The 24,414-nt window shown below is 70.4% G+C and carries 27 protein-coding genes and 5 pseudogenes; 18 read left to right on the forward strand and 14 right to left on the reverse strand.

Translation table 11 applies throughout. The features are described 5' to 3' along the window. The first annotated feature begins 19 nt into the window (after positions 1-19). Entirely contained in the window at positions 20-871 is an 852-nt protein-coding gene (locus LP418_RS20775) for an MMPL family transporter (protein WP_257953493.1), read from the forward strand. Between the two features lie 50 nt (positions 872-921). After that, positions 922-1,431, forward strand: a complete 510-nt coding sequence (locus LP418_RS20780) for a hypothetical protein (RefSeq protein ID WP_257953494.1) — start codon at positions 922-924, stop codon at positions 1,429-1,431. Here the strand turns inward: LP418_RS20780 and LP418_RS20785 are convergent. Then, positions 1,413-1,979, reverse strand: a complete 567-nt coding sequence (locus tag LP418_RS20785) for a GtrA family protein (protein WP_257953495.1) — start codon at positions 1,977-1,979, stop codon at positions 1,413-1,415. The two genes, LP418_RS20780 and LP418_RS20785, sit on opposite strands and share 19 nt — an antisense overlap. A 74-nt stretch (positions 1,980-2,053) precedes the next feature. Here LP418_RS20785 and LP418_RS20790 point away from each other — a divergent pair, with 74 nt between their 5' ends. Further along, positions 2,054-2,980, forward strand: coding sequence for a co-chaperone YbbN (locus LP418_RS20790; protein WP_257953496.1), 927 nt, complete (start codon positions 2,054-2,056; stop codon positions 2,978-2,980). On the opposite strand, the gene LP418_RS20795 is transcribed toward LP418_RS20790, so the two are convergent. Beyond that, positions 2,966-3,184, reverse strand: a complete 219-nt coding sequence (locus LP418_RS20795; protein ID WP_257953497.1) for a hypothetical protein — start codon at positions 3,182-3,184, stop codon at positions 2,966-2,968. The genes LP418_RS20790 and LP418_RS20795 overlap by 15 nt on opposite strands. 124 nt (positions 3,185-3,308) lie before the next feature. Here LP418_RS20795 and LP418_RS20800 point away from each other — a divergent pair, with 124 nt between their 5' ends. From LP418_RS20800 to LP418_RS34025, 3 genes are all read left to right on the forward strand, one after another. Then, positions 3,309-3,827: an NUDIX hydrolase gene (locus LP418_RS20800; protein ID WP_257953498.1), complete on the forward strand. Its 519-nt coding sequence runs from the start codon at positions 3,309-3,311 to the stop codon at positions 3,825-3,827. A gap of 200 nt (positions 3,828-4,027) precedes the next feature. Then, positions 4,028-4,327 carry a hypothetical protein gene (locus LP418_RS20805; RefSeq protein WP_257953499.1) on the forward strand — a complete coding sequence of 100 codons (300 nt, stop codon included), beginning with the start codon at positions 4,028-4,030 and terminating at the stop codon, positions 4,325-4,327. A 615-nt stretch (positions 4,328-4,942) separates the two neighbouring features. Beyond that, entirely contained in the window at positions 4,943-5,329 is a 387-nt protein-coding gene (locus tag LP418_RS34025) for a DUF222 domain-containing protein (RefSeq protein WP_442939970.1), read from the forward strand. An 18-nt stretch (positions 5,330-5,347) separates the two neighbouring features. Here LP418_RS34025 and LP418_RS20815 read toward each other — a convergent pair whose 3' ends face one another. Beyond that, complete coding sequence (locus LP418_RS20815) at positions 5,348-6,148, reverse strand: phosphotransferase family protein (RefSeq protein ID WP_257953501.1); 801 nt, start codon at positions 6,146-6,148, stop codon at positions 5,348-5,350. 627 nt (positions 6,149-6,775) lie between these two features. Between LP418_RS20815 and LP418_RS20820 the strand changes: the two genes are divergently transcribed. Then, positions 6,776-7,657: an inositol monophosphatase family protein gene (locus LP418_RS20820; RefSeq protein ID WP_257957130.1), complete on the forward strand. Its 882-nt coding sequence runs from the start codon at positions 6,776-6,778 to the stop codon at positions 7,655-7,657. Positions 7,658-7,807: 150 nt separating this feature from the next. Here the strand turns inward: LP418_RS20820 and LP418_RS20825 are convergent. Next, positions 7,808-8,548, reverse strand: a pseudogene (locus tag LP418_RS20825) (LysR family transcriptional regulator); the annotation flags it as partial. A gap of 73 nt (positions 8,549-8,621) precedes the next feature. On the opposite strand from LP418_RS20825, the gene LP418_RS20830 reads away from it, so the two are divergent. From LP418_RS20830 to LP418_RS20840, 3 genes are all read left to right on the forward strand, one after another. After that, the gene (locus LP418_RS20830) at positions 8,622-8,930 is read left to right on the forward strand and encodes an EamA family transporter (RefSeq protein WP_257953502.1); all 309 of its coding nucleotides are present in this window, start codon (positions 8,622-8,624) and stop codon (positions 8,928-8,930) included. After that, on the forward strand, positions 8,927-9,538 hold the full coding sequence (locus LP418_RS20835; RefSeq protein WP_257953503.1) for an EamA family transporter: 612 nt from the start codon (positions 8,927-8,929) through the stop codon (positions 9,536-9,538). Before LP418_RS20830 ends, LP418_RS20835 begins: the two co-directional genes overlap by 4 nt. A gap of 115 nt (positions 9,539-9,653) precedes the next feature. Then, positions 9,654-10,340 carry an aldo/keto reductase gene (locus LP418_RS20840; RefSeq protein ID WP_257953504.1) on the forward strand — a complete coding sequence of 229 codons (687 nt, stop codon included), beginning with the start codon at positions 9,654-9,656 and terminating at the stop codon, positions 10,338-10,340. 40 nt (positions 10,341-10,380) lie between these two features. Here LP418_RS20840 and LP418_RS34030 read toward each other — a convergent pair whose 3' ends face one another. From LP418_RS34030 to LP418_RS20875, 7 genes and pseudogenes are all read right to left on the reverse strand, one after another. Beyond that, on the reverse strand, positions 10,381-12,057 hold the full coding sequence (locus LP418_RS34030; protein WP_442940294.1) for a putative PEP-binding protein: 1,677 nt from the start codon (positions 12,055-12,057) through the stop codon (positions 10,381-10,383). Next, positions 12,052-12,331, reverse strand: a pseudogene (locus LP418_RS34035) (pyruvate, phosphate dikinase); the annotation flags it as partial. The gene LP418_RS34030 and the pseudogene LP418_RS34035, both read right to left, overlap by 6 nt. A 106-nt stretch (positions 12,332-12,437) precedes the next feature. After that, positions 12,438-12,827: pseudogene (locus LP418_RS34040) on the reverse strand (pyruvate, phosphate dikinase); the annotation flags it as partial. A gap of 279 nt (positions 12,828-13,106) precedes the next feature. Then, a complete protein-coding gene (locus LP418_RS20860; protein WP_257953505.1) occupies positions 13,107-13,520 on the reverse strand; it encodes an NUDIX domain-containing protein in 414 nt (137 codons plus the stop codon). Then, entirely contained in the window at positions 13,514-13,861 is a 348-nt protein-coding gene (locus LP418_RS20865) for a GNAT family N-acetyltransferase (RefSeq protein WP_257953506.1), read from the reverse strand. The genes LP418_RS20860 and LP418_RS20865 overlap by 7 nt, the downstream gene beginning before the upstream one ends. Before the next feature lie 22 nt (positions 13,862-13,883). Further along, positions 13,884-14,111 (reverse strand): hypothetical protein, encoded by a 228-nt coding sequence (locus LP418_RS20870; RefSeq protein ID WP_257953507.1) that lies wholly within the window; start codon positions 14,109-14,111, stop codon positions 13,884-13,886. Further along, positions 14,108-15,313, reverse strand: coding sequence for a nickel-dependent lactate racemase (locus LP418_RS20875; protein WP_257953508.1), 1,206 nt, complete (start codon positions 15,311-15,313; stop codon positions 14,108-14,110). The genes LP418_RS20870 and LP418_RS20875 overlap by 4 nt, the downstream gene beginning before the upstream one ends. A 97-nt stretch (positions 15,314-15,410) precedes the next feature. Between LP418_RS20875 and LP418_RS20880 the strand changes: the two genes are divergently transcribed. The 7 genes and pseudogenes from LP418_RS20880 (at position 15,411) to LP418_RS20905 (ending at position 19,617) form a co-directional block, all read left to right on the forward strand. Next, positions 15,411-16,178 carry an ABC transporter permease gene (locus tag LP418_RS20880; RefSeq protein WP_257953509.1) on the forward strand — a complete coding sequence of 256 codons (768 nt, stop codon included), beginning with the start codon at positions 15,411-15,413 and terminating at the stop codon, positions 16,176-16,178. After that, a complete protein-coding gene (locus LP418_RS20885) occupies positions 16,175-16,984 on the forward strand; it encodes an ABC transporter ATP-binding protein (RefSeq protein ID WP_257953510.1) in 810 nt (269 codons plus the stop codon). The genes LP418_RS20880 and LP418_RS20885 overlap by 4 nt, the downstream gene beginning before the upstream one ends. Positions 16,985-17,048: 64 nt before the next feature. Continuing rightward, the gene (locus LP418_RS20890; protein ID WP_257953511.1) at positions 17,049-18,023 is read left to right on the forward strand and encodes an ABC transporter substrate-binding protein; all 975 of its coding nucleotides are present in this window, start codon (positions 17,049-17,051) and stop codon (positions 18,021-18,023) included. A gap of 84 nt (positions 18,024-18,107) precedes the next feature. Continuing rightward, positions 18,108-18,641 carry an NAD(P)-binding domain-containing protein gene (locus LP418_RS20895; RefSeq protein ID WP_257953512.1) on the forward strand — a complete coding sequence of 178 codons (534 nt, stop codon included), beginning with the start codon at positions 18,108-18,110 and terminating at the stop codon, positions 18,639-18,641. 22 nt (positions 18,642-18,663) lie between these two features. Then, complete coding sequence (locus LP418_RS20900) at positions 18,664-18,948, forward strand: NAD-binding protein (RefSeq protein WP_257953513.1); 285 nt, start codon at positions 18,664-18,666, stop codon at positions 18,946-18,948. Between the two features lie 19 nt (positions 18,949-18,967). Beyond that, a pseudogene (locus LP418_RS34045) lies at positions 18,968-19,177 on the forward strand (GntR family transcriptional regulator); the annotation flags it as partial. 83 nt (positions 19,178-19,260) lie between these two features. Continuing rightward, on the forward strand, positions 19,261-19,617 hold the full coding sequence (locus LP418_RS20905; RefSeq protein WP_257957132.1) for an FCD domain-containing protein: 357 nt from the start codon (positions 19,261-19,263) through the stop codon (positions 19,615-19,617). 3 nt (positions 19,618-19,620) lie between these two features. On the opposite strand, the gene LP418_RS20910 is transcribed toward LP418_RS20905, so the two are convergent. Continuing rightward, positions 19,621-20,172, reverse strand: a complete 552-nt coding sequence (locus tag LP418_RS20910; protein WP_257953514.1) for a multicopper oxidase family protein — start codon at positions 20,170-20,172, stop codon at positions 19,621-19,623. Continuing rightward, positions 20,129-21,448: a multicopper oxidase domain-containing protein gene (locus LP418_RS20915; RefSeq protein ID WP_257953515.1), complete on the reverse strand. Its 1,320-nt coding sequence runs from the start codon at positions 21,446-21,448 to the stop codon at positions 20,129-20,131. The genes LP418_RS20910 and LP418_RS20915 overlap by 44 nt, the downstream gene beginning before the upstream one ends. Positions 21,449-22,291: 843 nt before the next feature. On the opposite strand from LP418_RS20915, the gene LP418_RS34050 reads away from it, so the two are divergent. Beyond that, the gene (locus tag LP418_RS34050) at positions 22,292-22,447 is read left to right on the forward strand and encodes a hypothetical protein (protein ID WP_442939971.1); all 156 of its coding nucleotides are present in this window, start codon (positions 22,292-22,294) and stop codon (positions 22,445-22,447) included. A gap of 23 nt (positions 22,448-22,470) precedes the next feature. Here LP418_RS34050 and glgB read toward each other — a convergent pair. Beyond that, a pseudogene (gene glgB / locus LP418_RS20925) lies at positions 22,471-24,385 on the reverse strand (1,4-alpha-glucan branching protein GlgB). Between the last annotated feature and the right edge of the window lie 29 nt (positions 24,386-24,414).

Here is a 24,414-nt window from a genome sequence, read left to right on the forward strand (position 1 = left end):
GCGTCCGTCGACGGCGTGCGTGACGTGCTCCCCGATCGGTGTCAGCGAGGACCGGCGCACCATCGCGTTCCGTGTCGTCTCGGAGGAGGGGCCGTCCGCGGAGACGACCGTCAACCTCGTCGACGAGCTGCGTGGCCCGGTCACCGCCGACCCGGCAACGGATGGCGTGGATCTCGGCGTGACCGGCCGGGCCGTTGCCAACATCGAGGTGTCCGAGCGGCTCGCCGGAGCGCTGCCGCTCTACATCGCGCTCGTCATCGGGCTCTCGCTCGTGCTGCTGACAATCGTCTTCCGCTCCGTGCTGGTGCCGATCCCGGCCACCGCGGGCTTCCTGCTGTCGGTCGGTGCGAGCTTCGGCGTCGTGGTCGCGGTCTACCAGTGGGGCTGGCTCGGCGGTGTCTTCGACGTGCACAACCCGGGCGCAGTCATGAGCTTCATGCCGACGCTGCTGATCGGGATCCTGTTCGGCCCGGCGATGGACTACCAGATGTTTCTGGTCTCCGGGATGCGCGAGTCCTACGTGCACGGCCAGACGGCGCGACAGTCGGTGCGCAGCGGTTTCGCCTCCGGTGCCCGGGTCGTGGCCGCGGCCGCGCTGATCATGGTCGCGGTGTTCTCCGGCTTCGTCTTCTCCCACATGACGATGGCCCGCCCGATCGGGCTGGGGCTCGCGGTCGGCGTACTGCTCGACGCGTTCCTGATCCGGATGACGCTCACGCCCGCGGTGATGTCGCTCCTCGGCGACAGGATCTGGTGGATGCCCGTGTGGCTCGACCGGCTGCTGCCGCACCTCGACGTCGAGGGTTCGGCGCTGGTCGACAAGCAGCGCCCGCCGCGGCGCACGGCGCCTCGTGAGGACGTGCTCGTCTAGATTGACCCTCGTGGTCACTGCCGACGACGTCCGCCGCGTCCTCGACCCCGTTGCCGCGCAGCTACGAGGTCGAGGTGCGCGGGCTCTGGAAGTTCCGCGTGGGTCAGATCGTGTACGTCGCCTTCTCGGCCGACGAGCAGGCGATGGGCTTCGGCTACCCGAAGGCCGCGCGGGACGGGTTGATCGCGTCAGCCCCGGAGACGTTCTTCCTGCCGCCGACGTCAGACCTGCGTTTCCAGTGGGTGTGCGCTCGCCTGCCGTCGCTGGGTCCTGACGAGATGCGTGAGCTCGTGCTCGACGCATGGCGGATGTGCACGCCGAAGATGCTGCACGACCTGCCCGAGCTCCCGGCCCGGGCGATGGCGGCCCGGGCCTGCATCGACGAGTCCGACTGGGCGTCGCTGTCGCCGCTGCTGCATCCGCAGCTGCACTGGCAGGACCGGCGCGTCTCGCTCCGTGGTCGACTCGACGTGCTGTCGCACCTGCGATCCGTGCCGACCCCGCGACCACCCACGTCGGTCGAGATCCGGGACGGACAGATCTACCGCTGGAGCCGCTGAGCGTGGATCGGGTCCTGCAGCTCCCGGTGGTGCGTGCGGACCGCCGCGAAGGTCCACAGCTTGTTGATCACGAAGGACAGAGGCGTGACCACTGCGATGACGATCAGCTGGGCCCAGTAGAGCCGCGTCCGGAAGCCGGTCGAGTCGTCGAGGACGTCGGTCGGCAGGCTGATCAGCGAGTGCGGGTGCAGGAGGCCGGTGAGCAGCGCCAGTCCGATCGCCTGTCCGGCGAGGCCCACGGCCGGGAACGGCAGGTACTCCGTCAGCCAGCGCGTGTGGCCGGAGCTGCGGAAGGTCCAGCTGCGGTTGAGCTGGAAGTTCCAGAGGTTGGCGACGAAGAACGCGATCGTCGAGTAGACGTGGTACCAGCGCAGGTTGAACTCGCCGATCGGCAGGCCGAAGACCGCCTCGTCGAAGCCGGGCCCGAGCTTCTTCACCGGGATCAGCGTGATCAGGTTGATCAGGACACCCGAGGCCCCGACGACACCGAAGCGGACGAGCAGCACGACGTTGTGTCGGTGTCGGTCGATGAGGGCGGCGGCTTGCACGCGGCGAGGCTACCGGCGTCCGGTGCACGGGGGTGCATTCGCCGTCATGGGGGGCGACACGGAACAATGGCCGCATGACGCAGCAGCCGTTCTCCCGTCCCGGTGCGATTGACCTCTCGGCGCTCAAGCGCTCCGCGCCACCCGCTGGCGCCCCGGCCGGTGCTCCCTCGGGGGCCGGCCACTCGGCGTACAGCCTCGACGTCACCGAGAAGAACTTCCAGCAGGTCATCGAGTCGTCGATGAGCGCGCCGGTGCTGCTGGTGTTCTTCTCGCGCACGCAGATGCCCGAGAGCGGTCAGCTGGCCGACGACATGGCCGCAGTGTCGGTTGAGTTCGACGGTCGCTACCTCGTGGGGCTCGTCGACATCGACGCCGTGCCGCAGATCGCGCATGCCATGCAGATCCAGTCGATCCCGCTCGTCGTCGCCGTGGTCGACGGCCGGCCGATGCCGCTCTTCCGGGACATCGTCCCGATCGACGAGCTGCGCACCGCGCTGACGCAGGTCGGCCAGCAGCTCACGACCCGGGGTGTCACCGGGCGGCACCAGCCGCGCGGTGTCGCACCCGTCGAGGGCGAGGAGGAGCAGATCGATCCGCGGTACGCCGCAGCGCAGGACGCGCTGGGCGAGGGCGACATCGACCTCGCGGTGGCCGAGTACCAGAAGCTCGTCGACGCCAACCCGGCCGACGCCGAGGCCGTGGCCGGGCTCGCCATGGCCAAGGTGCTCCAGCGGACCCGGGGCGCCGAGCTCAACGCCGCACGTGCCGCCGCCGCGGCTGCGCCCGACGACGTGGACGCCCAGAGCCTCGTCGCCGACCTCGACCTGCTCGGTGGGCACGTGGACGACGCGTTCACGCGCCTCATCAACCTCGTCGCGCGGACGTCCGACGCCGATCGGACCAAGGCCCGCGACCACCTGCTCGGCCTCTTCGCCGCCGTCGGCAACGACGACGAGCGGGTGCTGGCCGGGCGGCGGAACCTCGCGTCAGCGTTGTTCTGAGAGCCGGGCCCTGAGCGTCGGGTTCGTGCGCGGGTCGTCCCGGATGCGGTGGGTCGCGCCGGTCAGCGTCTCGTGGCGCGCGCCCTTGCGCTTCAGCTCGCCGGCTGTCTGCTCGTAGAGATCTCTTGATCCTCCGGTGAGGACGAGGGTCGGCGTCCTCAGGCTCGTGAGGCCGAGGTCCCGGGGCGGGCGCAGGGCCCTCAACCGCCGTACACGCTCCTCGAGGGCGTTGTCGAGAGCTCCAGGTCGAAGCACGCCACTCGAGCAGGATGAGTGACTTGACGAGCGCTGGCGCTGCCTGCGCGGCGAGCGACGGGGTTTTCGCGGGATGGCCGCCTACACTCCGCAGGTGCCTCGACAGACGGTGAAGCTCCTGTTGGTGGACGAAGAAGACCGTGTCCTCCTCATTCACGCGAAGGATCCTCACACCGGGCGGGAGGCCCGGTATCCCGTTGGCGGAGGGATAGAGGCAGGTGAATCCTGCCAGCAGGCGGCCGCGCGCGAGGCTCGCGAAGAGACCGGGCTGGAAGGGCTGCCAATGGGCACGTCAGTGTGGACTCGCGACGACACCTACCGCTTCGACGGGCGAGAGTGGCAGGTCCACGAAGAGTGGCTGCTGCACTCGGTGCCTCATTTCGACCCGGCCCCAGCGGCGTTGAGCGAGGTCGAGGCCCGGAGCGTCATGGGCTTCGGCTGGTGGACTGCTGCCGAGCTGATGCGGACTTCCGACACTGTGTTTCCGGCGGGGCTCGGAACCCCGTTCGCAGGTTTGCTGCGCGATGGGCCCCCAGATGTCCCGGTCGACATCACAAGGCGTTCGCTGGCAGCGAACTGGGCCGATTCCTGACCCCGAGGCCCTTCCATGGCTGCTCGAACGGGCGTACGATTGCTTCAGCAAACGGCCCAAAGCGGACCAGATCAGCGGGTGAGCAAACTGCGACTCATCCCATCAGGGAACTGCTGATCGAACCACCACCCGGACAAGGCGCCCCGGACCCCGAGTCACTCGACCGTCGGGGTTGGTTCGAGCCGATCCGGGGGGTGCCGATGTCGATCGATGAGGATTGGCGTGCACCCGGTGCCCCGGCTGTGCCGTCACCGATCCTGACCTCTGTGCTGGCGCGGTTGGAGACGGCGTACGACGACGTGGGCTCGATCCCGGTCACGACCCTGACTGACGAGGACCTCACTCGGCTGGTCGATGCGGCCACCCGGCTCGTGGACCGCTCTACCGGTGTGGTGATGGCGGCGGTCGGGGAGGCGGACCACAGGCGTCTCGGCGACGGTTGGGGGACGGTATTGGTGCCCGGCACACGGGGCAGTGGTGGGCGCAGCGCTCGTTGCTGACCCGTCCGGAGGCGAACCGGTTGACCCATCTGGGTCGGCGGCTGTCCGAGGAGCTCTATGCGCCGGTGCAGGCCGCGTTGGCCGCGGGTGGGGTGCATGTGGATCAGGCGTGGGTGATCGTGAAGGCCGTCGATGCGGTCCCGGCCGAACACGGCGACGTGAAGCCCGCGGCGGTCGATCACCTGCTGATCGCGGCGAAGGACCACGACGCCAAGGCCCTCAAGGTCCCGGGGCGGCGGATCCCGGACACGGTGGCCCCGGAGGTGGGCGAGGCCGCCGAGGCGAAGGCGTTGGCTGATGAGGAGGCCGCCGCGGCCCGCAAGGTCACCCTCACGCTGCGCGACCATCCCAACGGCACCACCACCGGCAAGTTCACGCTGCCCACCGCCGGCGCCGGAGAGATGCTCCGCAAGCAGCTGATGGCGATCGCCGCCCCCCAGCACCAGAACGCCACCCGGGACCCGGACCCCAAGGCCGAACGGGATGCGCGGCCGCTGCACGAGCGCCTCGGGTGGGCCTTCATCGAGTGGATCGAGCGCTACGCCGCGGACCGTCTTCCCACCAGCGGTGGGGTGTCGGCGACCGTCGTGGTGACGATGGGCCCGGGGCACGCTGATGGGTGGCCCGGCTGCGGCGTCGCTCGACACCGGTGGCCGGATCAGCGCCGGACAGGCCCGGCGGCTCGCGTGCGAGGCCGGGATCATCCCGGCCGTGCTCGGCGGGGCCTCGGAGGTCCTCGACCTCGGCCGCACCCGTCGGTTCCACACCAAGGCTCAGCGGGTCGCGATCGCGCACCGCGACGGTGGCTGCACCGCCGAGGGGTGTGACCTGCCGCCCGCGGCGTGCCATGTCCACCACGACCAGCCGTGGTCCCGGGGCGGACCCACCGACACCACCACCGGGCGGTTGTTGTGTCACCGCCACCACCGGGTGATCCATGACGACCGCTACGAGACGACGCGCCTGTCCAACGGCAAGGTCAGCTTCCACCGGCGGACGTAGACGGACAGATCCGGGCGATCACGCCTGCGTGCCGTAGAGCGCCGCGAGGAGTTGATGGCCGAACTTCTCGAACCACTCGTCGCCGACCCCGTAGGCCCACACGGCTGTGCCGACTGCTTCGCCGACCAAGGCCCTGCGCCACTCCGCCGGTTCGCGGGGGTCGCACCCATAACCGTCGAAGAACGCTGCCTCGAGGCCGGGCTGGCGTGCGAAGTCCTGCCGTGCCGGGCGGACGAAATCCTCGGTCGGGGGACGCAGGTCGGCGCGTCCGAAATCGATGACCCGGACAACCCCGTCGTCGATCAGCCAATTACGAGGTTGCCAGTCTCCGTGCGTCGGCACGACGAGCGCGCTGCCGCTCGGCCACCCGGAGATTTCCGCGTGGATCTGTCTCACGATCTCAGGATCGATCCTGTGCGGTTGGGCCAGATGGCGCTCCACGCGTGCGCGAAACCTGCTGTTCCAGTCTTCGTCGACGACCGAGAGCTGGGCGTGGAAGGCGGCAAGAAGCGAGCCGGCCCGCCGGTAGGTCTCAGGATCATCCCGGGCACTGGTTCCCTGCACCAGCGTGCCCGAGAGGTAGCGCGTGACCAGCAGCTTGGCGGAATCGTCGCCGAAGAGGAGGACAGGAGCGTGCCCTGTGCTGACCCACGGATGCAGCCACTCCCCGGTGGGCGCGCAGCTCGCGCGCGATGTGGCCGTCCGCGACGCCTCCGGCCTTCGCGATGAGGCGGCCCCCGGTCGCTCGCCAGCTCGAGCACTGTCGTCTCGACGAGCCCCCAGCTCAGATCGGCGAGAACCTGTGCATCCGGGAGCCACCGTGCGAGTAGTCCGCGCTGGTCCGGGCTCAATCGGCTCAGATCGTCGGCCACGAGCAGCGATCCTAGATCCCGTGTCATGCGCGAGTCGGGTCGGCACCGGTCTGAGATGGGCACGGACGTGGCCGAGTGAATCAGCGACTGAGGACGACATACCGCCGCTGGTCGTTGGTCGACTCGAACTCGCCGACCGGCTGGAAGCCGAGCGAAGCGACAACCCGGAGCGCGCGTATTGAAGGACGCGACGGTGACCCGAAATGCCGGTGGGTGGAACCGCTCCGTTCCGAACGCGAGGCCGGTCTGGATCGCGGTCCGTCCGTATCCCTGCCCGATGAGCGACGGCCGCAGACCCCCGCCCGTGTCCAGTGCGGCGTCGTCGTAGTCCCATCCGGGGACCTGCCCATCGGCGCCGAACGAGCGAAACCCGATGAGTTCGCCCTCCATGAGGACCGCGTTGAACCCGGCGGCTGGGTTTAGCAGGTTCGCAGGACGAGCGCCCGTCATGTCGTAGCAGTCGTACGGCGACGGGTACTGCCACGTGCAGATGTCCTGGGCGTGGGCCAAGGTCAGGGGCGCAATCCGCATGGCCGGAGGTCGATCGGGCGACGCTGCCATCTCGGAGCTTTTCATGCGCCTCATCCTCGCGCCCGCAGCGCTAGGCGTGCCACCGACACCGAGCGGGCCGCGCCCCGTCGGCGAGGATGGCGGGGTGACGAATCACCTGACCGATGTCGAGGTTGCTCTGGCGGCCGCCGAAGCCGGCGCGCGGATCGTGCGAGCTGCCTACGGAACGGGCCTCACCGGGCACGCCAAGTCGGGGCTCGACTTCGCGACGAACGCGGACCTCGACGCCGAACGCGCCATCCTCGAGTTCATCCGCGTGGCCCGTCCCGGCGATGCCTGCGTCGGTGAGGAGAGTGGCACCGGCGGCGGCCCCGGCTCGCGCCGCTGGCTCGTCGACCCCTTGTGCGGCACCTTGAACTTTGCGGCTCAGACGCCGCTGGTCGCGGTCAACGTGGCCTTGGTCGAGGGGCCTGACGTACTGGTCGGCGTGTCGGCAGATCCGATCTCGGGGGAGACGTTCTGGACCGATGGCCACGGGGCCTTCGTGCGCCTCGACGGTGCGGATGTGGGGGTATCTCCGTCCGCCCGGTCGCTCCTCGTCGACGTCAACTGCGACGGCCCGGCGGGACGACCCTTCCTCGGCCCGCAGTTGCTTGCCGATCCAGCGTTTCGCACCATGTTCGGCCCGCGAGTGCTGTCCACGACGCTGGCAGTCGCGTGGGTGGCGGCGGGTCGGCGAGCGGCGTACGTCACGGATGGATCGTTGGTGGACAACGTGCACTTCGCTGCCGGGATCGGACTGTCTCGCGCCGCCGGGTGTGTGGTCAGCGACCCGGCGGGCGAGGAGCTGAACGCCGGCAGCGGCCTTGTCGTTGCTGCTGACCGTGGGGTTCACGACCGGCTCATCGAGATCATCCGACCGCACCTCATGGCGGTGAGGGACTAGGAGCCCGGCCGCAGCGCAGCAACCACAGCACGCACCGCGGGGGAGTCGACCATCGAGGCGCGGTGCAGGACCGTGATCTCGCGGGTGGGCACCGGCCGGTGGGCGGCAACAGCGACCACGTCCGGAGCACAGCGGCGCGCGCCCCAGCCGCGGGATGAGCGCGATGCCGAGCCCGGCACCGACGAGGGCGAGGTGGGAGTCGAACTCCATGGCGACGTGCGCGATCCGGGGCGCGCGGCCCGTGCCGTCGTACATCCGCATCAACCACTGTCGGCAGATGGAGCCCTCAGGGGTGGCCACCCACGGCTCGTCGACGAGGTCGCGCGGCGAGACGCGCGTCCGGCCGGCGAGCCGGTGACCGCGGGGGACGATGACGTCGGCGACGTCGCGAGCGATGGTGACGCCGACGAGGTGCTCCGGTATGTGCAGCGGCACGTCGCCCCAGCTGTGCACGATGCCGAGGTCCTGCTGGCCGGACGCGACGAGGTCGATGGTGTCCCGGGGCTCGCGCTCGGTCAGGGTGAGTGACAGATCGGGATGGAGATCGAGCAGCCTGCGCACGACCGGAGCGACCAGCCCGCGCATCGCCGTCGAGAACGCGGCGACCCGCAGCCGCCCGGCGACCCGTCCCGCATCGCGATGGAGGCCGGACTCGAGCTGCTCCAGGTCGCTCAGCAGCCGCGACCCGTCGGTGACGAGTCGGCGCCCGTGCTCGGTGAGCATCACGCCGCGCCCCACCCGCTCCAGCAGCGCGACACCCGCCTGCTTCTCCGGGCGCTTGACCTGCTGGGAGATCGCACTCGGCGTGAAGCCGAGGGCCTCAGCGGCGGCGACGACGGAGCCGTGCGTGTCGACGGCCCGCAGGCTGGTCAGGGCAGCAAGGTCGATCATGAAGCAATGCTACTGCGAAAGATGCAGAACCATTTGCTGGTGCTTCATCATCATGATCGAGAGACTTTGCCTCGTGACCACACGTGACTCGCTCCTCGCCGCCCTCGTCGCCACCATCTGGGGGTTCAACTTCGTGGTCATCGACTGGGGCATGACCGACGTGCCGCCCCTGCTCTTCGTCGCCCTCCGATTCACCGCGGTCGTGCTCCCGGCCATCTTCTTCATCAAGCGCCCGGACGCACCCCCGGCGCAGCATCCTCGCGGTCGGGGTGTTCATGTCGTTGGGCCAGTTCGGCTTCCTGTACGTCGCCATGTCGGCCGGCATGCCGCCCGGACTCGCCGCCCCGGTGCTCCAGGGCGCAGGTCGTCTTCACGATCGTGATCGCGGCCGGGGTGCTGCGCGAGATCCCGACCGTCGCCCGGGCCGCCGGGGTCGCGCTCGGAGTCGTCGGCCTCGTGGTGGTCGCGCTCGGTCGCGGGGGCCACGTGCCGCTCGCGGCGCTGGGGCTGTGCCTGCTCGGCGCCCTGTCGTGGGGGATCGGCAACGTCGTCGCCCGGGCCACGAAGGTGCCGGGCGGCCTCTCGCTCACGGTCTGGTCGGCGGTCGTGGTGCCGGTCCCGCTGCTGGCCCTGTCCCCGGTCATCGACGGTCCGGCCGCCATGACAGTCGCGATGGTCGACTTCGGCTGGCGCGCAGGGCTGTCCACGCTCTACACCGCGGGGCTCGCGTCCCTCGTCGGCTACGGCATCTTCAACAGCCTGCTCGCGCGCTGGCCTTCGAGTGCGGTCGTACCGTGGGTGCTGCTCGCCCCCGTGGTCGCCATGGCGTCTGCGTGGGTGATCCTCGACCAGCGGCCCAACGCTGCCGAGGTCGGCGGGGGCGTGCTCCTGCTGGTCGGCGTCCCGGTGGCGCTGCGTCCCTCGGGACGAGCACGCAGCGCCGTACAAGAACAACAAGATCTCGTGGAGGAACTCCTGTGCACGAAGTAAGGATCGGCGACCGCGGCGTCGCCCAGCTCGGCTTCGGCGCGATGCGCCTCAGCGGCGCTGCACCCTTCGGCGACGCCCCCCGACCGCGACACCGCCATCGCGGTCGCGCGCGGCCGTGGAGGCCGGCTGCCAGCTCATCGACACCGCCGACGCCTACGCCCTCGGCCTCAATGAGGAGCTCGTCGCCGACGCCTTGAGCCCGTACGGCGATGGCGTGCTGATCGCAACGAAGGCCGGTCAGGCCGGGCCCGGCACGAGATGGGTGCCGCTCGGGCGTCCGGACTACCTGATCCAGCAGGCGCACGTGTCCCGGCTGCGACTGAAGCTCGAGGTGATCCCGCTCTTCCAGCTGCACCGGGTGGACCCGACGGTGCCGCTCGCCGACCAGGCTGGCGCGCTCAAGCACCTGCTCGACGACGGTGTCGTCGAGGCGGTCGGCCTGAGCCGTGTGAGCGTCGCGCAGCTCGAGGAGTTCCGCGAGATCGTGCCCATCGCATCGGTGCAGAACAAGTACTCCCTGTCCGACCGCTCCGACGAGGACCTGCTCGAGCACTGCGAGCGCGAGGGCATCGCCTTCCTGCCGTGGCGCCCGCTCGAGCTCTCCGAGACGGTGGCCCCGACCGTGCAGCCGATCGCCGACCGGCTCGGCGTGACGCCGTCGCAGGTCGCACTGGCGTGGCTGCTCCAGCGCTCGCCGGTGATGCTGCCGATCCCGGGCACGGCGTCGCCGACGCACCTCGCCGAGAACGTCGCCGCGCGGGACCTCACCCTCGACGACGAGGCGCTCGCCGCTCTGTCGTAGGTCAGGCGCCTCGGTTTCGACACGGCGCTGGCGCGCCTGCTCAACGAGCGGGCAGCGTCGCCCGGCCGGCCTCCAACCGAGCCACCGGCACACGGAACGGCGAGCAGGAGACGTAGTCGAGCCCGACCTCGTCGAAGAAGTGGATCGAGCGCGGGTCGCCGCCGTGCTCGCCGCAGACGCCGAGGTGCAGGTCGGGGTTGGCCTCGCGGCCGTCCGTTGCGGCCTTGCGGACCAACGCGCCCACACCGTCCACGTCGAGCGACTCGAACGGTGACACCGGGAACACGCCCTGCTCGAGGTAGGTGCTGAAGAAAGACGCCTCGACGTCGTCGCGCGAGAAGCCCCACGTCATCTGGGTCAGGTCGTTGGTGCCGAAGGAGAAGAACTCCGCCGACCCGGCGATCTCACCGGCGGTCATCGCCGCGCGTGGGAGCTCGATCATGGTGCCGATCTTGTGCGGGATGGTGACGCCCAGCTCGGCCTCGACCTCCGAGGCGATCTGCTCGATCCGACCCTTGACCGAGTCGAGCTCGCGCACGCTCGCGACGAGCGGGATCATGATCTCCGGCTCGGCACGACCGCCGTTGCGGATGCGCTCAGCGGCGGCCTCGAGGATCGCCCGGGCCTGCATCGTGAACAGGCCGGGGATGACGATGCCGAGGCGCACGCCGCGCAGGCCGAGCATCGGGTTGGACTCGTGCAGCCGCTGGACCGCCGCGAGCAGCTTGCGCTGGCGCTTCTTGCGGTGCCCGTGGATGTCGGCGACCGCCATCGCGACCGAGAGGTCGGTGAGGTCGGGCAGGAACTCGTGCAGCGGGGGATCGATCAGCCGGATGGTGACGGGCAGCCCGTCCATCGCCTCGAAGATCTCCGGGAAGTCCTGCCGCTGCAGGGGCAGCAGCTCGCCCAGCGCGGCGTCCACGCCCTCCTCACCCTCCGCGACAATGAGGTTCTCGACGAGCTGGCGGCGCTCGCCGAGGAACATGTGCTCGGTGCGGCACAGCCCGATGCCCTGCGCCCCGAAGCGGCGAGCACGGGCCGCGTCCTCGGCGGTGTCGGCGTTGGTGCGCACGCGCAGTCGTCGCTTGGAATCGGCGTGCTCCATCAACCGGGCCACCGCCCGGACCAGCGGCTGGTCGACGTCCTCTCCCTCGAAGTGGCGGACCACGAAGGACGGCACGACCGGCACCTCCCCGTGGAAGACCTCGCCGGTCGAGCCGTCGATCGAGATGACGTCGCCCTCGCGGATCGTCTTGCCGCCGCGGACGGTGAACTCGCCCTCGCGGGTGTCGACGTCGAGCGCCTCGGCGCCGCAGACGCAGGTGCGGCCCATGCCCCGCGCCACGACGGCGGCGTGCGACGTCTTGCCGCCACGGCTGGTCAGCACTCCGCGCGCGACCATCATCCCGTGCAGGTCCTCGGGGGTGGTCTCCTTGCGCACGAGGATGACGTCCTCGCCCTGCTCGGCCCACTCCACGGCGGTCGCCCAGTCGAAGACGGCCTTGCCGACGGCGGCACCGGGGGAGGCGTTCATGCCCACGGCGAGCAGGTCCTTGGCTGCCGACGTGTCGAACCTCGGGAACATCAGGTTGGCGAGCTGCTCCCCGTTGACCCGGCGCAGCGCCTCGTCCATGTCGATGAGGCCTTCGTCAACCATGTGTACGGCGATCCGGAACGCCGCTTCGGGAGTGCGCTTGCCGACCCGGGTCTGCAGCATCCACAGCTTGCCCAGCTCGACGGTGAACTCGATGTCGCACATGTCGAGGTAGTGCTGCTCGAGCGTGGCCATGATCTCCAGCAGCTCGTCGTGCGACTTCTTGTCCACCTTCTCCATGTCTGCCGGGGGACACCGTGTTGCGGATCCCCGCGACCACGTCCTCGCCCTGTGCGTTCTGGAGGTAGTCGCCGTACACGCCCCGGTCGCCGGAGGCGGGGTCGCGGGTGAAGCAGACGCCGGAACCGCTGGTCATCCCGCGGTTGCCGAAGACCATCGCCCGGATGTTGACGGCGGTGCCGAGGTCCTCGGGGATCCGCTCCCCGGCGGCGGTAGAGGACCGCGCGGTCGGTGTTCCACGAGTCGAAGACGGCCTTGATCGCGCGGTCCATCTGTTCGCGCGGGTCCTGCGGGAACTCGATGCCGGCGTGCTCGCGGATCAGTCCCTTGAAGGTCTCGATCAGCGCCTTGAGGTCGTCGACGTCGAGGTCGAGGTCGTCGGTGACGCCCTTGGCGTCCTTCGCCCCGTCCAGCGCGTCGGAGAAGTGCTCGCCGTGGATGCCGAGCACGGTGCCGCCGAACATCTGCAGCAGCCGGCGGTAGGAGTCCATCGCGAACCGCTCGTCCTCGCTCTGGCGCGCGAGGCCGGTGACGGATGCGTCGTTGAGGCCGATGTTGAGGACCGTCTCCATCATGCCGGGCATCGAGAAGGCGGCGCCGGAGCGGACGCTGACCAGCAGCGGGTCGTCGGCGTCGCCGAGCTTGCGGCCCATCTCCTGCTCGAGCTTCGCGAGATGCTCGCTGACCTCGGCCGTCAGGCCCTCGGGCTCGCTGCCCTCCTTGAGGTAGGCGCGACACGCCTCCGTGGTGATCGTGAACCCAGGGCGGCACCGGCAGGCCGAGGTTGCTCATCTCCGCAAGATTGGCCCCCTTGCCTCCCAGCAGGTCCTTCTTGCTCTTGTCTCCCTCGGCAAAGTCGAACACCCAGTGGCTCATCCGGTCATCTTCCACCCACGCGCCGCAGTTTGGGCAGGGGGCGTTCCGATGGGTGGTCAGGTGCCGGATTCGGTGTACGCCGCACCGCCGGCCAGCACCGAACGGACCGCGGCCTCGACCCGCCGCGCGGTGAAGTCGGTCGAGCGCTCGCGCACCTGCTCCGGGGTGCAGAACTGCGCATCACGGATCTCGCGCTCCTGCTTGACGATCGTCTCGACGATCGCCGCGTCGTGGACGCCGCCGTCGAAGACCGGGCAGACGGCGTCGTCCCAGCCGCCCCACGGGGGAAGCCAGTCGGTGAGCAGCAGGTCGCCGGCCGTGATCGCCAGCCCGAGCTCCTCGTCGACCTCGCGGCTGACCGCGAGCCGCGGTGACTCGCCGACCTCGACCACGCCACCGGGCAGGTCCCAGTCGGTCTTGTAGGTGAGCTGGCAGATCAGCACCCGGCCGTCGTCGTCGCGGATCAGCATCTGGCTGATCGCGCGCTTGCGGGGAGGAACGAGTTGAGCAGCGAGCGGAACCCGCCCGGCTCGTCGAGGGGCGCGTCGGTGCTCAGCCGGGCGTAGACGATGCGGTCGACGGCCTCGTCGCCGACCGTCACGCCGCGCATCACGCCCTCGCGGTGCATGCCGGACCGGGTGGCGAGCCGCTGGCCGGTCTTGTCGTGGGGATCGACCCGGGTCTCAACGCGGGAGTGCTGGACCAGTGCGGCGGCCACCCGGCGGCGTACGTCCTCGATCGTGTGCTCGTGGCTCCGGGCCAACCGGGCGATGCCCTCGGCCACGGTCGTCACGTCGATCGGCTGGCTCACCCTCCAACCCTAGCGAGCAGCCTCACGCGGTGGACGACGAGCCGGAGGTCAGGTGGAAGGCGGGCTGCGACAGCGCGGGCACGACGATCACGCGCGGCTCGCGGCCCAGGATCGCCGCCGCCTCACGCAGCGCCTCCTCGACCGTGGCCGTGGTGCGGGCGCCCATCGCGCGCGCCGGTCGGGGACGCTCGGCCCCGGCCGGGAAGAACGCGGAGGAGTGCTCGCGGGCGATGCCGCCGACGTAGATCATCGAGAACGCGTGGAACGGGTGGTAGCCGTCGTGGTGGCGGTAGCTGTCGATCCAGTGCTGATCCGTGGCCAGCGTCTCCCGGTGGGCGACCATGTCGGCCGGGTGCTGGCACGACTGGAGGAGCTCGAAGGCCGCAACGTATGGCGGGAACTCTGCGCTGTTGAACCAGCCGTCGCAGATGGCGGCGGCGATGACGACCGGCTTGTCGACCGGGGGCACGCTTGGCGCGGACCGGGCTCGAGCCGACGGCCTGCGTCATCAGGATCGGGTTGGAGCCCATGCCCGGGCCGTAGTGGAAGTTGCGGGGGATGCCGATGAGCAGCACGTCGGCGGGCGGGCCGTCGACCACGAGGTCGGTGCGTGCTGTCGCCAGCGGCCACGACGCCTGCTCGACCTCGGGGATGCGGCCGGCGTAGACCCCGAGCTGGCGGGCCTTCGAGTCGAGGACGGCATCGACGGTGAAGAACGGCTGCGGCATCTCCTCCTCCATCCGCTGCCCGATCGCACGGAGCTGGTCGCTGGAAGCGGCTGCGGGTCGAGACCGGCACGAAGTCGTCGCGGTAGAGGCTGCGCGGGGCGTGGTGCGAGGCGATCGAACGCCAGCTGGTCAGTCCGGTCGCCGGCATCTTGTAGCCGCCGCTGAATCCGCCGTAGGGGTTGCCGGCGGTGTGGCCGATCATGATCGCGAGGTCGCTCTCGATCACCGCGCGGTTGACCTGCACCGGGTCGCCGAGCGCGGAGACACCGAGGTCGACCATCTCGTCGGGGTCCTCGGCGTCGTGGTTGACGATGTTGGCGCGCGGCAGCCGGGCCATCGTCTCGGCTCCGAGGTAGGCCTCGAACTCGTCCCAGCGGTTCTTGCGGTGCAGCCCGATGGCGCAGACCAGCCGGATGTCCTCGGGTGCGACGCCCGCCTGCTCCGGGTCGTCGAGGAGCTGGGGGAGCACGACGCGGCGATGGGCCGTCTCGTGGGCGCCGCCCTTGACCCGGTCGGGGAAGGCGATCGTCACCCGCTGGCCGGGCCGCACCAGCCCGGTGATCGGCGCGCAGCCGAGCGGTGCGTCGAGGGCGGCCCGGGTCGCGGCGACGGGGTCGGTGAGCGGAGGGGGCTCGTGGTCGGTGCGGTCTGCCGCCACCACCACGGAGTCGTCCGGCACCTCTACGGTGAGGTGGCCGTCGCCGTACTCGATCTCGACCTGCATGTGATGCCCTTCACGTGACGGAGTTTGCCTGTTACACATTACATTCAATCCTCTGCTAATGTGCAGCAAGTCAATTGACTTTATCTCAGGAGGTCGGGTGCAGGCGCTTCGACGCACGCTGCTGCCGTTCGTGGGCTTCGCCCTCGTCATCGCCCTGTGGTGGCTGACCGCCGTCTCGGGTGTGGTGGGGGAACGGAACCTCCCCACCCCGGCCGCGGTGCTCGACGCCGGATGGACAGGGTTGACGACGCCCGACGGGTTGTTGGTCGACATCCGCCTCAGCGTCCTGCGTGTGCTGATCGGGGTCGTCGTCGGTTGCGCGCTGTCCCTGCCGCTCGGCTTCCTGCTGGCGTGGTTCCCCACGACGCGGGCGATGTTCGACCCGATCGTCAGCTTCTGCCGGGCGTTGCCGCCGATCTCGCTGAGCCCGCTGGTGATCATCTACCTCGGCATCGGCGAGGACGCGCGGCTCTTCGTGCTGATCTGGGCGGCGTTCTTCGCCTCGGTCGTGGTGCTCTACGAGGGCATCGCCGCAGTCGACGACATCTACGTCCGCGCCGGCCGCGCACTGGGCGCCTCCGAGTTCGAGATCTTCCGCCGGGTGATCGTGCCGGCCACGGTGCCGCAGATGTTCGTCGCGGTCCGGGTCGCGCTCGGTGTCTCGTGGGCCACGCTGGTGGCCGCCGAGCTGATCGCGGCCCAGCGCGGCCCGGGCTGGTCCATCCAGCGGGCCGCGAGCTTCTTCCGCACCGAGGACGTCTACGCCGGGATCATCCTGATCGGCTTCTCCGCGCTCCTGATGGACATGGGCGTCCGGCTCGTGCAACGCCGGGCCGTCAGCTGGCAGGAGCGGGTGGTCCGATGACGGGCGATATCAGCAACGCGCGCATCTCCTTCGACGACGTCCGTGTCGGCTTCGGTGCCGGCAAGAAGCGGAAAGAGGTCATCGACGGCGTCTCCTTCGACCTCGGCCCCGGCGAGTTCGTCAGCGTCCTCGGGCCGTCGGGCTGCGGGAAGTCGACGCTGCTCAACATGGCGGCCGGCTTCCCGGCGACCGACTCCGGCGAGGTGCGCTTCGACGGCGAGCGGATCACGAGGCCGGAGAGTCGGCGTGGTGTCGTCTTCCAGCAGTATGCGATCTTCCCGTGGCTGACCGTGGAGAAGAACATCGCCTTCGGGCTCACGCTGAAGAGCAACCGCCGGTCGCGCTCGGAGATCGACGAGACCGTGCGCCGCTACATCGACCTGATGGGGCTCGGCGGCTTCGAGAAGGCGCTGCCCAAGGAGCTCTCCGGCGGCATGCGCCAGCGGGTCGCGCTCGCTCGCGCGTACGCCACCGACCCCGACGTGCTGCTGCTCGACGAACCCTTCGCTGCCCTCGACGCCCAGACGCGCGAGTTCATGCAGGAGCTGTTGCACGAGGCGAGCCGGGCCGAGCGCCGCGCGACCCTGCTGATCACGCACTCGGTGGAGGAGGCGATCTACCTCTCGCACCGGATCGTCGTGCTGGGCAACAGACCGACCAGCGTCCACGAGGTCATCGATGTGGATGTCCCGTGGCCGCGCACTCCGCAGTCGCGGCTGCAACCCGAGTTCCTCGAGGTGCGTGGGCACCTCGAGGGCGTCATGCGCCCCCTGTCCGGGAGCACTCTTCGAAAGGCACAGACATGAGATCTCTCCGTACGCCGCTGCGCACCCTGTCACTCGGGTTGGTAGCCGTGCTTGCCCTGTCCGCGTGCGGCGCCCTCGACGAGGGCGGCGAGTCCGCTCGGGCGCGGGCGACGACGCGACCACGGTCAAGGTGGGTTACCTCCACACGATCGCGGTCGACGACAAGCTCTGGCTCGGCCAGATCGACGGCCAGTGGGCCGACCACGACCTGAACATCGAGACCACCGAGTTCGCGACCGGCATCGAGCTCAGCCGGGCGCTCGCCGGCGGCAGCCTCGACGTGGCGATCATGGGCGGTGTCACGTCCAACTTCCCGGCGCAGGGCCGGGGGCAGGTCATCATGCTCAACTCGATCGAGAACGCGACGGCCCGGCTCTACGCCGCACCCGGCAGCGGCATCGAGAGCGCGGCCGACCTCAAGGGCAAGACCCCCGGTCACGACGGAGGGCACGACGGCCGACATCTTCCTGCACCGCGCGTCACCGAGGCCGGCATCGACCGCAAGCAGGTCGACGTCGTCAACGCCAAGATGCCCGATGCGGTGCAGGCCTTCGTGGGTGGCTCGGCCGACGCGATCGCCTTGTGGGTGCCCTTCGACCTGCGCGTGCAGGAGGGGCTCGAGGGCGCGACCGAGATCGACGACGCCGGCAACTACCCCGACGCCGCGGTCGGTGACGGCTGGATCGCCAACAACGAGTGGTACGCAGAGAACGAGGACACCGTCCGCACGCTGATCGACGCGTGGCTCGACATCAACGACGACTTCCGTGCCGACCCGGAGGGCTCGCTGGAGAAGGTGCACGCCGAGGCCTACGAGGGCGCGGCGACGCTCGAGGACCTGACCTACCGTGTCGGGTTCCAGACCGACTACTCCAACGAGGAGTGGCTGGCGGCCTACGAGGACGGGACCGTGCTCGACGTGGTCGGCACCGCCGAGCAGGCCTATGTCGAGCTCGGTGGTGTCCCCACCTACGTCGAGCCCTCGGAGTTCTTCGACACCTCGCTGTTCATCGAGCAGGCGAAGGCGCACCTCGAGTGACCCAGCCTGTCGAGCAGGGTGCCGTCGGCGTGGTCGGACTCGGGGCGATGGGCGGCGCGATCGCCGTTGCCCCCGGTCTCGGCCGTGCCCGAACGACGCGTCGTGGTCCACGACCCGTCCCCCTCTGCCGCCGCACGGGGTGCGGCCGCCGGGGGCGAGGTGGCGGCCGACCTCGTCGCGCTCTGCGAGGCCGTCGACACCGCGATCCTGTCGCTGCCCGACGCAGCCACGGTGGCCGCGGTGCTCGACACCCTGCTCGGTGTGGACTCGCCACCGTCGCTGGTCGTCGACACCTCGACCATCGCTCCGGCCGACTCCCGGCGACATGCCGACCTCTGCGCCGCCCGCGGAGTGTCGTACGTCGACGCGCCGGTGCTCGGCCGGCCGGGTGCCGTGGGCAGGTGGACGATCCCGGTGGGCGGATCGACGAACGAGCACGGCGACAAGTCGCTGCTGGCACGCCTCGACGAGCTGCTCGCCCCGGTCGCGGCCCGCGTCGTGCCCGTCGGGCCCGTCGGCTCCGCCGCGACCGTGAAGGTGGTCAACAACCAGATGCTCGCGGTCATCAACGCCGCGACCGCCGAGGCCCCGGCCGTGGCGGCCGCGGCCGGGCTCTGACCCGGGGGTCTTCGTCGACACCGTGCTCGACAGTGGTGCGGCGTCCGTCAGTGGGCTCTTCCGCGACGTGGCGCCACGCGCCGTGGACGGCGACTTCGATCCCGTGTTCTCCCTCGCGCTGATGCGCAAGGACAACGCCCTCGCCGTCGAGCTCGCCTCGGCGTCCGGGGTGCCGACCCCCGTGACGGCCGCGGCACTGGCGCTGCACACCCGCGGGGTGGACGCTGGGCTCGGCGACCGGGACTCGATCGCGGTGCTGTCCGTGCTCGAGCACGATTCCGGGGTTCCCGCCCGGCGACAGGTCTGAGGAGGCCATCCAAGTGTCCGTGGACGACCAGCCGCTGATCTCGCGCCAGCGCCTCGCCGATCAGGTCTATGACGTGCTGCGCGGCCGGATCCCGGACCGCTCGCTGGTGCCGGGCGACCGCCTCAGCGTCCCGCTGCTCGCCTCCGAGCTGCAGCTCTCGCGCAGCCCGGTGCGTGAAGCGGTCCAGCGGCTCGTCGTCGAGGGGCTGGCGGAGGAGCAGCTGCACCGCGGGGCGCGCGTGGCCGGGGTGGATGCCGCCGACCCGGTCGACGTGTTCGCCGTACGCGGTGCGCTCGAGGGCCGGCCGCGTCGCTGGCGGCAGCCCGCGACACCGAGGCGCTCGTGGCCGGGCTCCGAGCATCGATCGCCGAGCACACTGCCGCCATCGCGGCCGACGACGAGCAGGCGATCATCGCCGCCGACCGGGCCTTCCACCGGGCTCTGCTCACGGCCGCGCACAACCCGGCACCTCGACCGCGCGCTCGGCCCGCTGCTGGGGCGCGCCCGGTCGCGATGCTGTCGGGCGACCTGTCGCGCTGGCCGCGCAAGGCACTGGCCGAGCACAAGACGATCTTGGCCGCGATCCGGGCCGGCGACCCCGGCGCGGCCGACCGGGCGGCCCGCGACCACGTGGCCGCGGTGCTGGCCCGGCACCTCACCCGGGCCTGACCCTCAGCGTCGCTGGCGACGATCGGGCACCACGTCGAAGCGCGCCATCATGCCGTGGTCCTCGTGGTCGAGCATGTGGCAGTGGATCATGAACGGTCCCGTGAAGTCCTCGAAGCGCGCGGCCACCTCGACCACCTCGCCCGGCTCGAGGCGCCACGTGTCCTCGAGCCCCTGCTCCCACGGCGGCGGTGCCTTCCCGTCGCGGAGCACGGTGCGCCACTGCTCGGCGTGGATGTGCACGTAGTGCGTCATGTCGCTGGCGTTGCGCAGGCGCCAGCGCTCGACGGTGCCGAGCCGCGGCCGGTGGTCGATCCGGTCCGGGTCGTAGGCGTGCCCGTTGACCGACCAGAAGGTGCCGTGCTCCTCGTGGCCGTCCGGGTCGAACGTCCACGTCTTCGACACCGTCGCCGGCACCTTCACGAGCTGGGGTGCGGGCAGGCGGGCGGGCAGCCGCGACGGGTCCGCAGCGTCGGCTCCCACGCGGAACTGCATGAGGGCGGCCCGGCGTGCGTCAGCACCGGTGGCCCCGGGCTCGGCGGGCACCGAGTCGAGCACCACGTCGCGGCCGCTGGCGTCGTGGAAGTCGACGATGACGTCGGCGCGCTGTGCGGGCCCCAGCAGCACCCGGTCGCGCACGACCGGCTTGCGCAGCAGCCCGTTGCCGGTGCCGATCTGGAGCAGCGGGCGGCCGTCGGACAGTCCGATCGAGTAGGCCGAGAAGTGCGAGGCGTTGAGCAGCCGCAACCGATAGCGCGTCGCGCTCACCGGCAGGTAGGGCGCATGGCGGCCGTTCACCGGGACGTGCGTGCCGACGGTGGCGTCGTTGGGCGGAGCGTGCGGGCCGACCCACGCCATCGCGCCGCCGTGGCCGACCATCCGCGGCCCGTTCGCGAACGGGTTGGTGAGCGCGTTGTCGCTGCGGGAAGGAGCGGTCGGAAATCATCAGCGGCACGTCCCGGCTGCCCGACGGCAGGCGCAGCGTCTGTTCGTCGTCGTCCTCGACGATGAACATCCCCTGCAGGCCACGCCAGTTGTTGCGGGCCGTGTGGTCCATCCGGTGGTCGTGGTAGAAGAAGAACGAGCTCGGCTCCGGCAGACCGCCGTAGGTGAGCGGATATTCGTAGGTGCGGGACTGCCCGGGCCGCACGAGCTGCGTGGTCGGCTGCCCGTCGTGCTCGGGCGCGTGGTGGTCGCCGTGCAGGTGCACGCTCATCGCACCCGCCTTCCGGGGCAGCCGGTGCTGGAACCGCACCCGCGTCTCGCGACCTGCCCGGCCCACGATCGTGGGGCCGGGATAGCTCCCGCCGTACGTCCACATCGGTGTCCGCGGCCCGGTCGCCAGCATCCGCACGCGCGCCAGCCGCATCGGCAGCGTGACGAGGGCACCGCGTTCCTGCTTCGGTACGGCGAGGGGCTGGTCGAACGACGGCAGCTCGGGTGTCACGGTCCCGCCGGCGCCGTCGACCGCGAGGGTCCCGCGCATCTGCGGGTGCAGCTTGCAGAAGAAGTCGTAGAACCCCTCCGCGAGCAGCTCGACGCCAGTGATGGTCGCGCTCGTCCCGGCGGGCACGCGGACGTCGAAGAGGGAGTGCCCCCGGCGTCCGTGGCGACCGAGGTCACCGTGTGGTCGAAGGTGTCGAGGTTGACCGGGGTGAGCGTCCCGCCGCCCGCCACCGTGACCTTGGCCGGCGAGAACGCCACCGCGCCCCGGTCGATGACCATGGTCGCGGTCCGCGGTGCGGCCGCAGCGGCCGCGGGCGACCCCGACGGCCTCGTCGTCAGCGCGGGCACGGCCAGCAGGAGGGCCAGCACCGGGGCACCGACCAGCCACCCGGCGAGCGTTCGGCGTGTGGTCACCCCGTCAGGGTGCCGGTCCGGCGGCCTCGCGGCATCCCCATTCGTGTGGATGTTCTTACCTCACGCGGGCGATGACGCGCGCCGCCGAGAGGAGCAGAGTCGACGCGGTTCATCACTCACGTCCAAGGAGACGCTCATGCGATTGCACAGCACAGTTCGCACGGCCGTTGCAGTAGCCTGCGCGGTCACCCCAGGGAGCGGCTCCGCTCCCGGGTGCACACAGCTGCGACCTCGAAGACGGCCGAGGCCGCCATGTCGCACATCACCATCAAGGTTGCCAAGACGGCGATCACCGTCCGCGGGGCCAAGGGCATGCACGCCGGCCGCGTGCACGTCGACGTCAAGGGCTCCGGGGCCGCCGAGATCGTGATGTTCGACCGTGGCTACGACTATGCAGACTTCGCGAAGGACCTGCGCACGGCCGGTCCCAAGGACATGAAGGCGCTCAGGCGCCTCGTTGCCAAGACGGAGATCTTCGGCGGCTTCGATCCCGGCGGCAGCGGGACCGTCGTCCTGCCGAAGGCGGGTGAATACGCCGTATTCTCCTTCGCCTCGCGCGGGCACGCCGAGTTCAGCGTCGGGAGGGTGCGAAAGTCTCCGACGCCCGACGTCGACGGCAAGATCGTCGCCGGGTCGGGCCCGAAGTGGACGGGATCAGCGACGATGCCGGCCCGGGGCACGTTCAAGTTCAAGAACGCGGACAGGACGACCCCGCACTTCGTGGTCCTCCAGCAGGTCGCCGAGGGCACCACGACCGACCGGGTGATGGCGTTCTTCCAGAGCCAGGCGGGCCCGCCGCCGTTCCCCGGAGGCGAGCATGAACACGGGCACCCTCAGCCCCGGTCGCTCGTTGACGGCCGACTACGACCTGCCGCCCGGGCAGTACGTGATCATGTGCTTCTTCCCCGACCCCAACATGGGCGGCATGGAGCACGCGTTCATGGGGATGCTCAGGATGATCCACCTGACCTGAGCCCTGCACAGACCGGGGAGTGCTCACCCCTCGTGACGGAACCACACCGTCGCGAGGGGTGGAACCACGATGTCGGCGTAGGCCGGTTGGCCCATGATGCCGCCGGTGTCGCCGGACACCGCCTCGATCCGCCCGAGGTTGCCGACGCCCGATCCGGTGTACGCCGCAGCGTCGGTGTTCAGGATCTCCGACCAGCTCCCGGCGACCGGGAGGGGGAGCCGGTAGCCCTCGTGGGGCACCGCGGCGAAGTTGGCCGGGCACACGACATCCGGCTCGCCGGGGGAGCGGCGCACGAACGAGAAGACATTGCGGTGGGCGTCGTTGGCATCGAGCCACTGGAAGCCCTCGGGGGAGTTGTCGCGGCCCCAGAGCGCTCCGGACGCCGTGTAGGACGCATTCATGTCGCGCACCATCGCGTGCACGCCGGCGTGCTCGGGGTGCTCGAGCAGCCACCAGTCCAGCTCGCGGGACTCCGCCCATTCCGACTCCCCGGCCGAACTCGCAGCCCATGAAGAGCAGCTGCTTGCCGGGGTGGGCCCACATGAAGGCGAGGTAGGCGCGCAGGTTGGCGAGCTGCTGCCAGCGGTCGCCGGGCATCTTGCGCAGCATCGAGCCCTTGCCGTGCACGACCTCGTCGTGGCTGATCGGCAGCACGTAGTTCTCGGTGAACGCATAGACCAGCGAGAAGGTCATCTGGCCGTGGTGGTGGTTGCGCCAGAGCGGATCCTTCTCGACGTAGCCCAGCGAGTCGTGCATCCAGCCCATGTTCCACTTGAAGCCGAACCCCAGTCCGTCGTCGGAGGTGGGGCCGGTGACGGCCGGCCACGACGTGGACTCCTCGGCGATCGTGACCACACCGGGGACGCGCTTGTAGACGGTCGCGTTCATCTCCTGCAGGAACTGCACGGCCTCGAGGTTCTCCCGGCCGCCGAACTTGTTGGGGCTCCACTCGCCCGGCTCGCGGGCGTAGTCGAGGTAGAGCATCGAGGCGACGCCGTCGACGCGCAGGCCGTCGGCGTGGAACTCCTCCAGCCAGTAGAGCGCGTTGGCGTAGAGGAAGTTGCGCACCTCGTGGCGCCCGAAGTTGAAGATGTGCGAGCCCCACTCCTTGTGCCAGCCGCGCTGGGGATTGGGGTCCTCGTAGAGCGGGGTGCCGTCGAAGTTGGCCAACGCCCACTCGTCGGTGGCGAAGTGTCCGGGCACCCAGTCGAGGATCACGCCGATGCCGGCCCGGTGCAGCCGGTCGATCAGCACCTTGAGGCCGTCCGGGTCGCCGAAGCGGGCGTCGGGGGCGAAGTAGGACGTCACGTGGTAACCCCACGAGCCGCCGAACGGGTGCTGCATCACCGGCATCAGCTCGACGTGGGTGAAGCCCGGGTCGGCGAGGTAGGGCACGAGCGCGTCGGCGATCTGGTGCCAGTCGTAGAGGTCGCTGCCCTCGGCATCGGCGCTGTAGTGCTTGCGCCACGAGGCCGGGTGCATCTCGTAGATCGACATCGGACTGTCGACCGCGACCTTCTCCGCCCGGGCCGCGAGCCAAGCATCGTCGCCCCACTCGTAGCCCGAGTCCCAGACGATCGAGGCGGACCGCGGTGGCTTCTCGGCATAGCGGGCCATCGGATCGGCGTGGTCGACCCGGGCGCCGCCGGCGCCCCTGATGCGGAACTTGTACTGCGCGCCGATGCCGATGCCGGGCACGTGTGCACTCCAGACACCGGAGTCGCCGACGCGCGACATCGGGTGCCGGGCGCCGTCCCAGCCGGCCCACTCGCCGGCCACTCGGACCTCGAGCGCGTTGGGTGCCCACACGCGGAAGTCGACCCCCGCCTCCACCACCTGCGCGCCGAGCACCTTCCACAGCTCCTCGTGGCGGCCCTCGTGGATGAGGTGGATGTCGAGCTCTCCAGGCGCTCCGCTGACGGTCGTTGGTTCGCTCATCGTTTCACCCTAGTAGCCGAACAATCTGC

Source organism: Nocardioides sp. B-3 (assembly GCF_024703895.1).
Taxonomy (GTDB): Bacteria; Actinomycetota; Actinomycetes; order Propionibacteriales; family Nocardioidaceae; genus Nocardioides.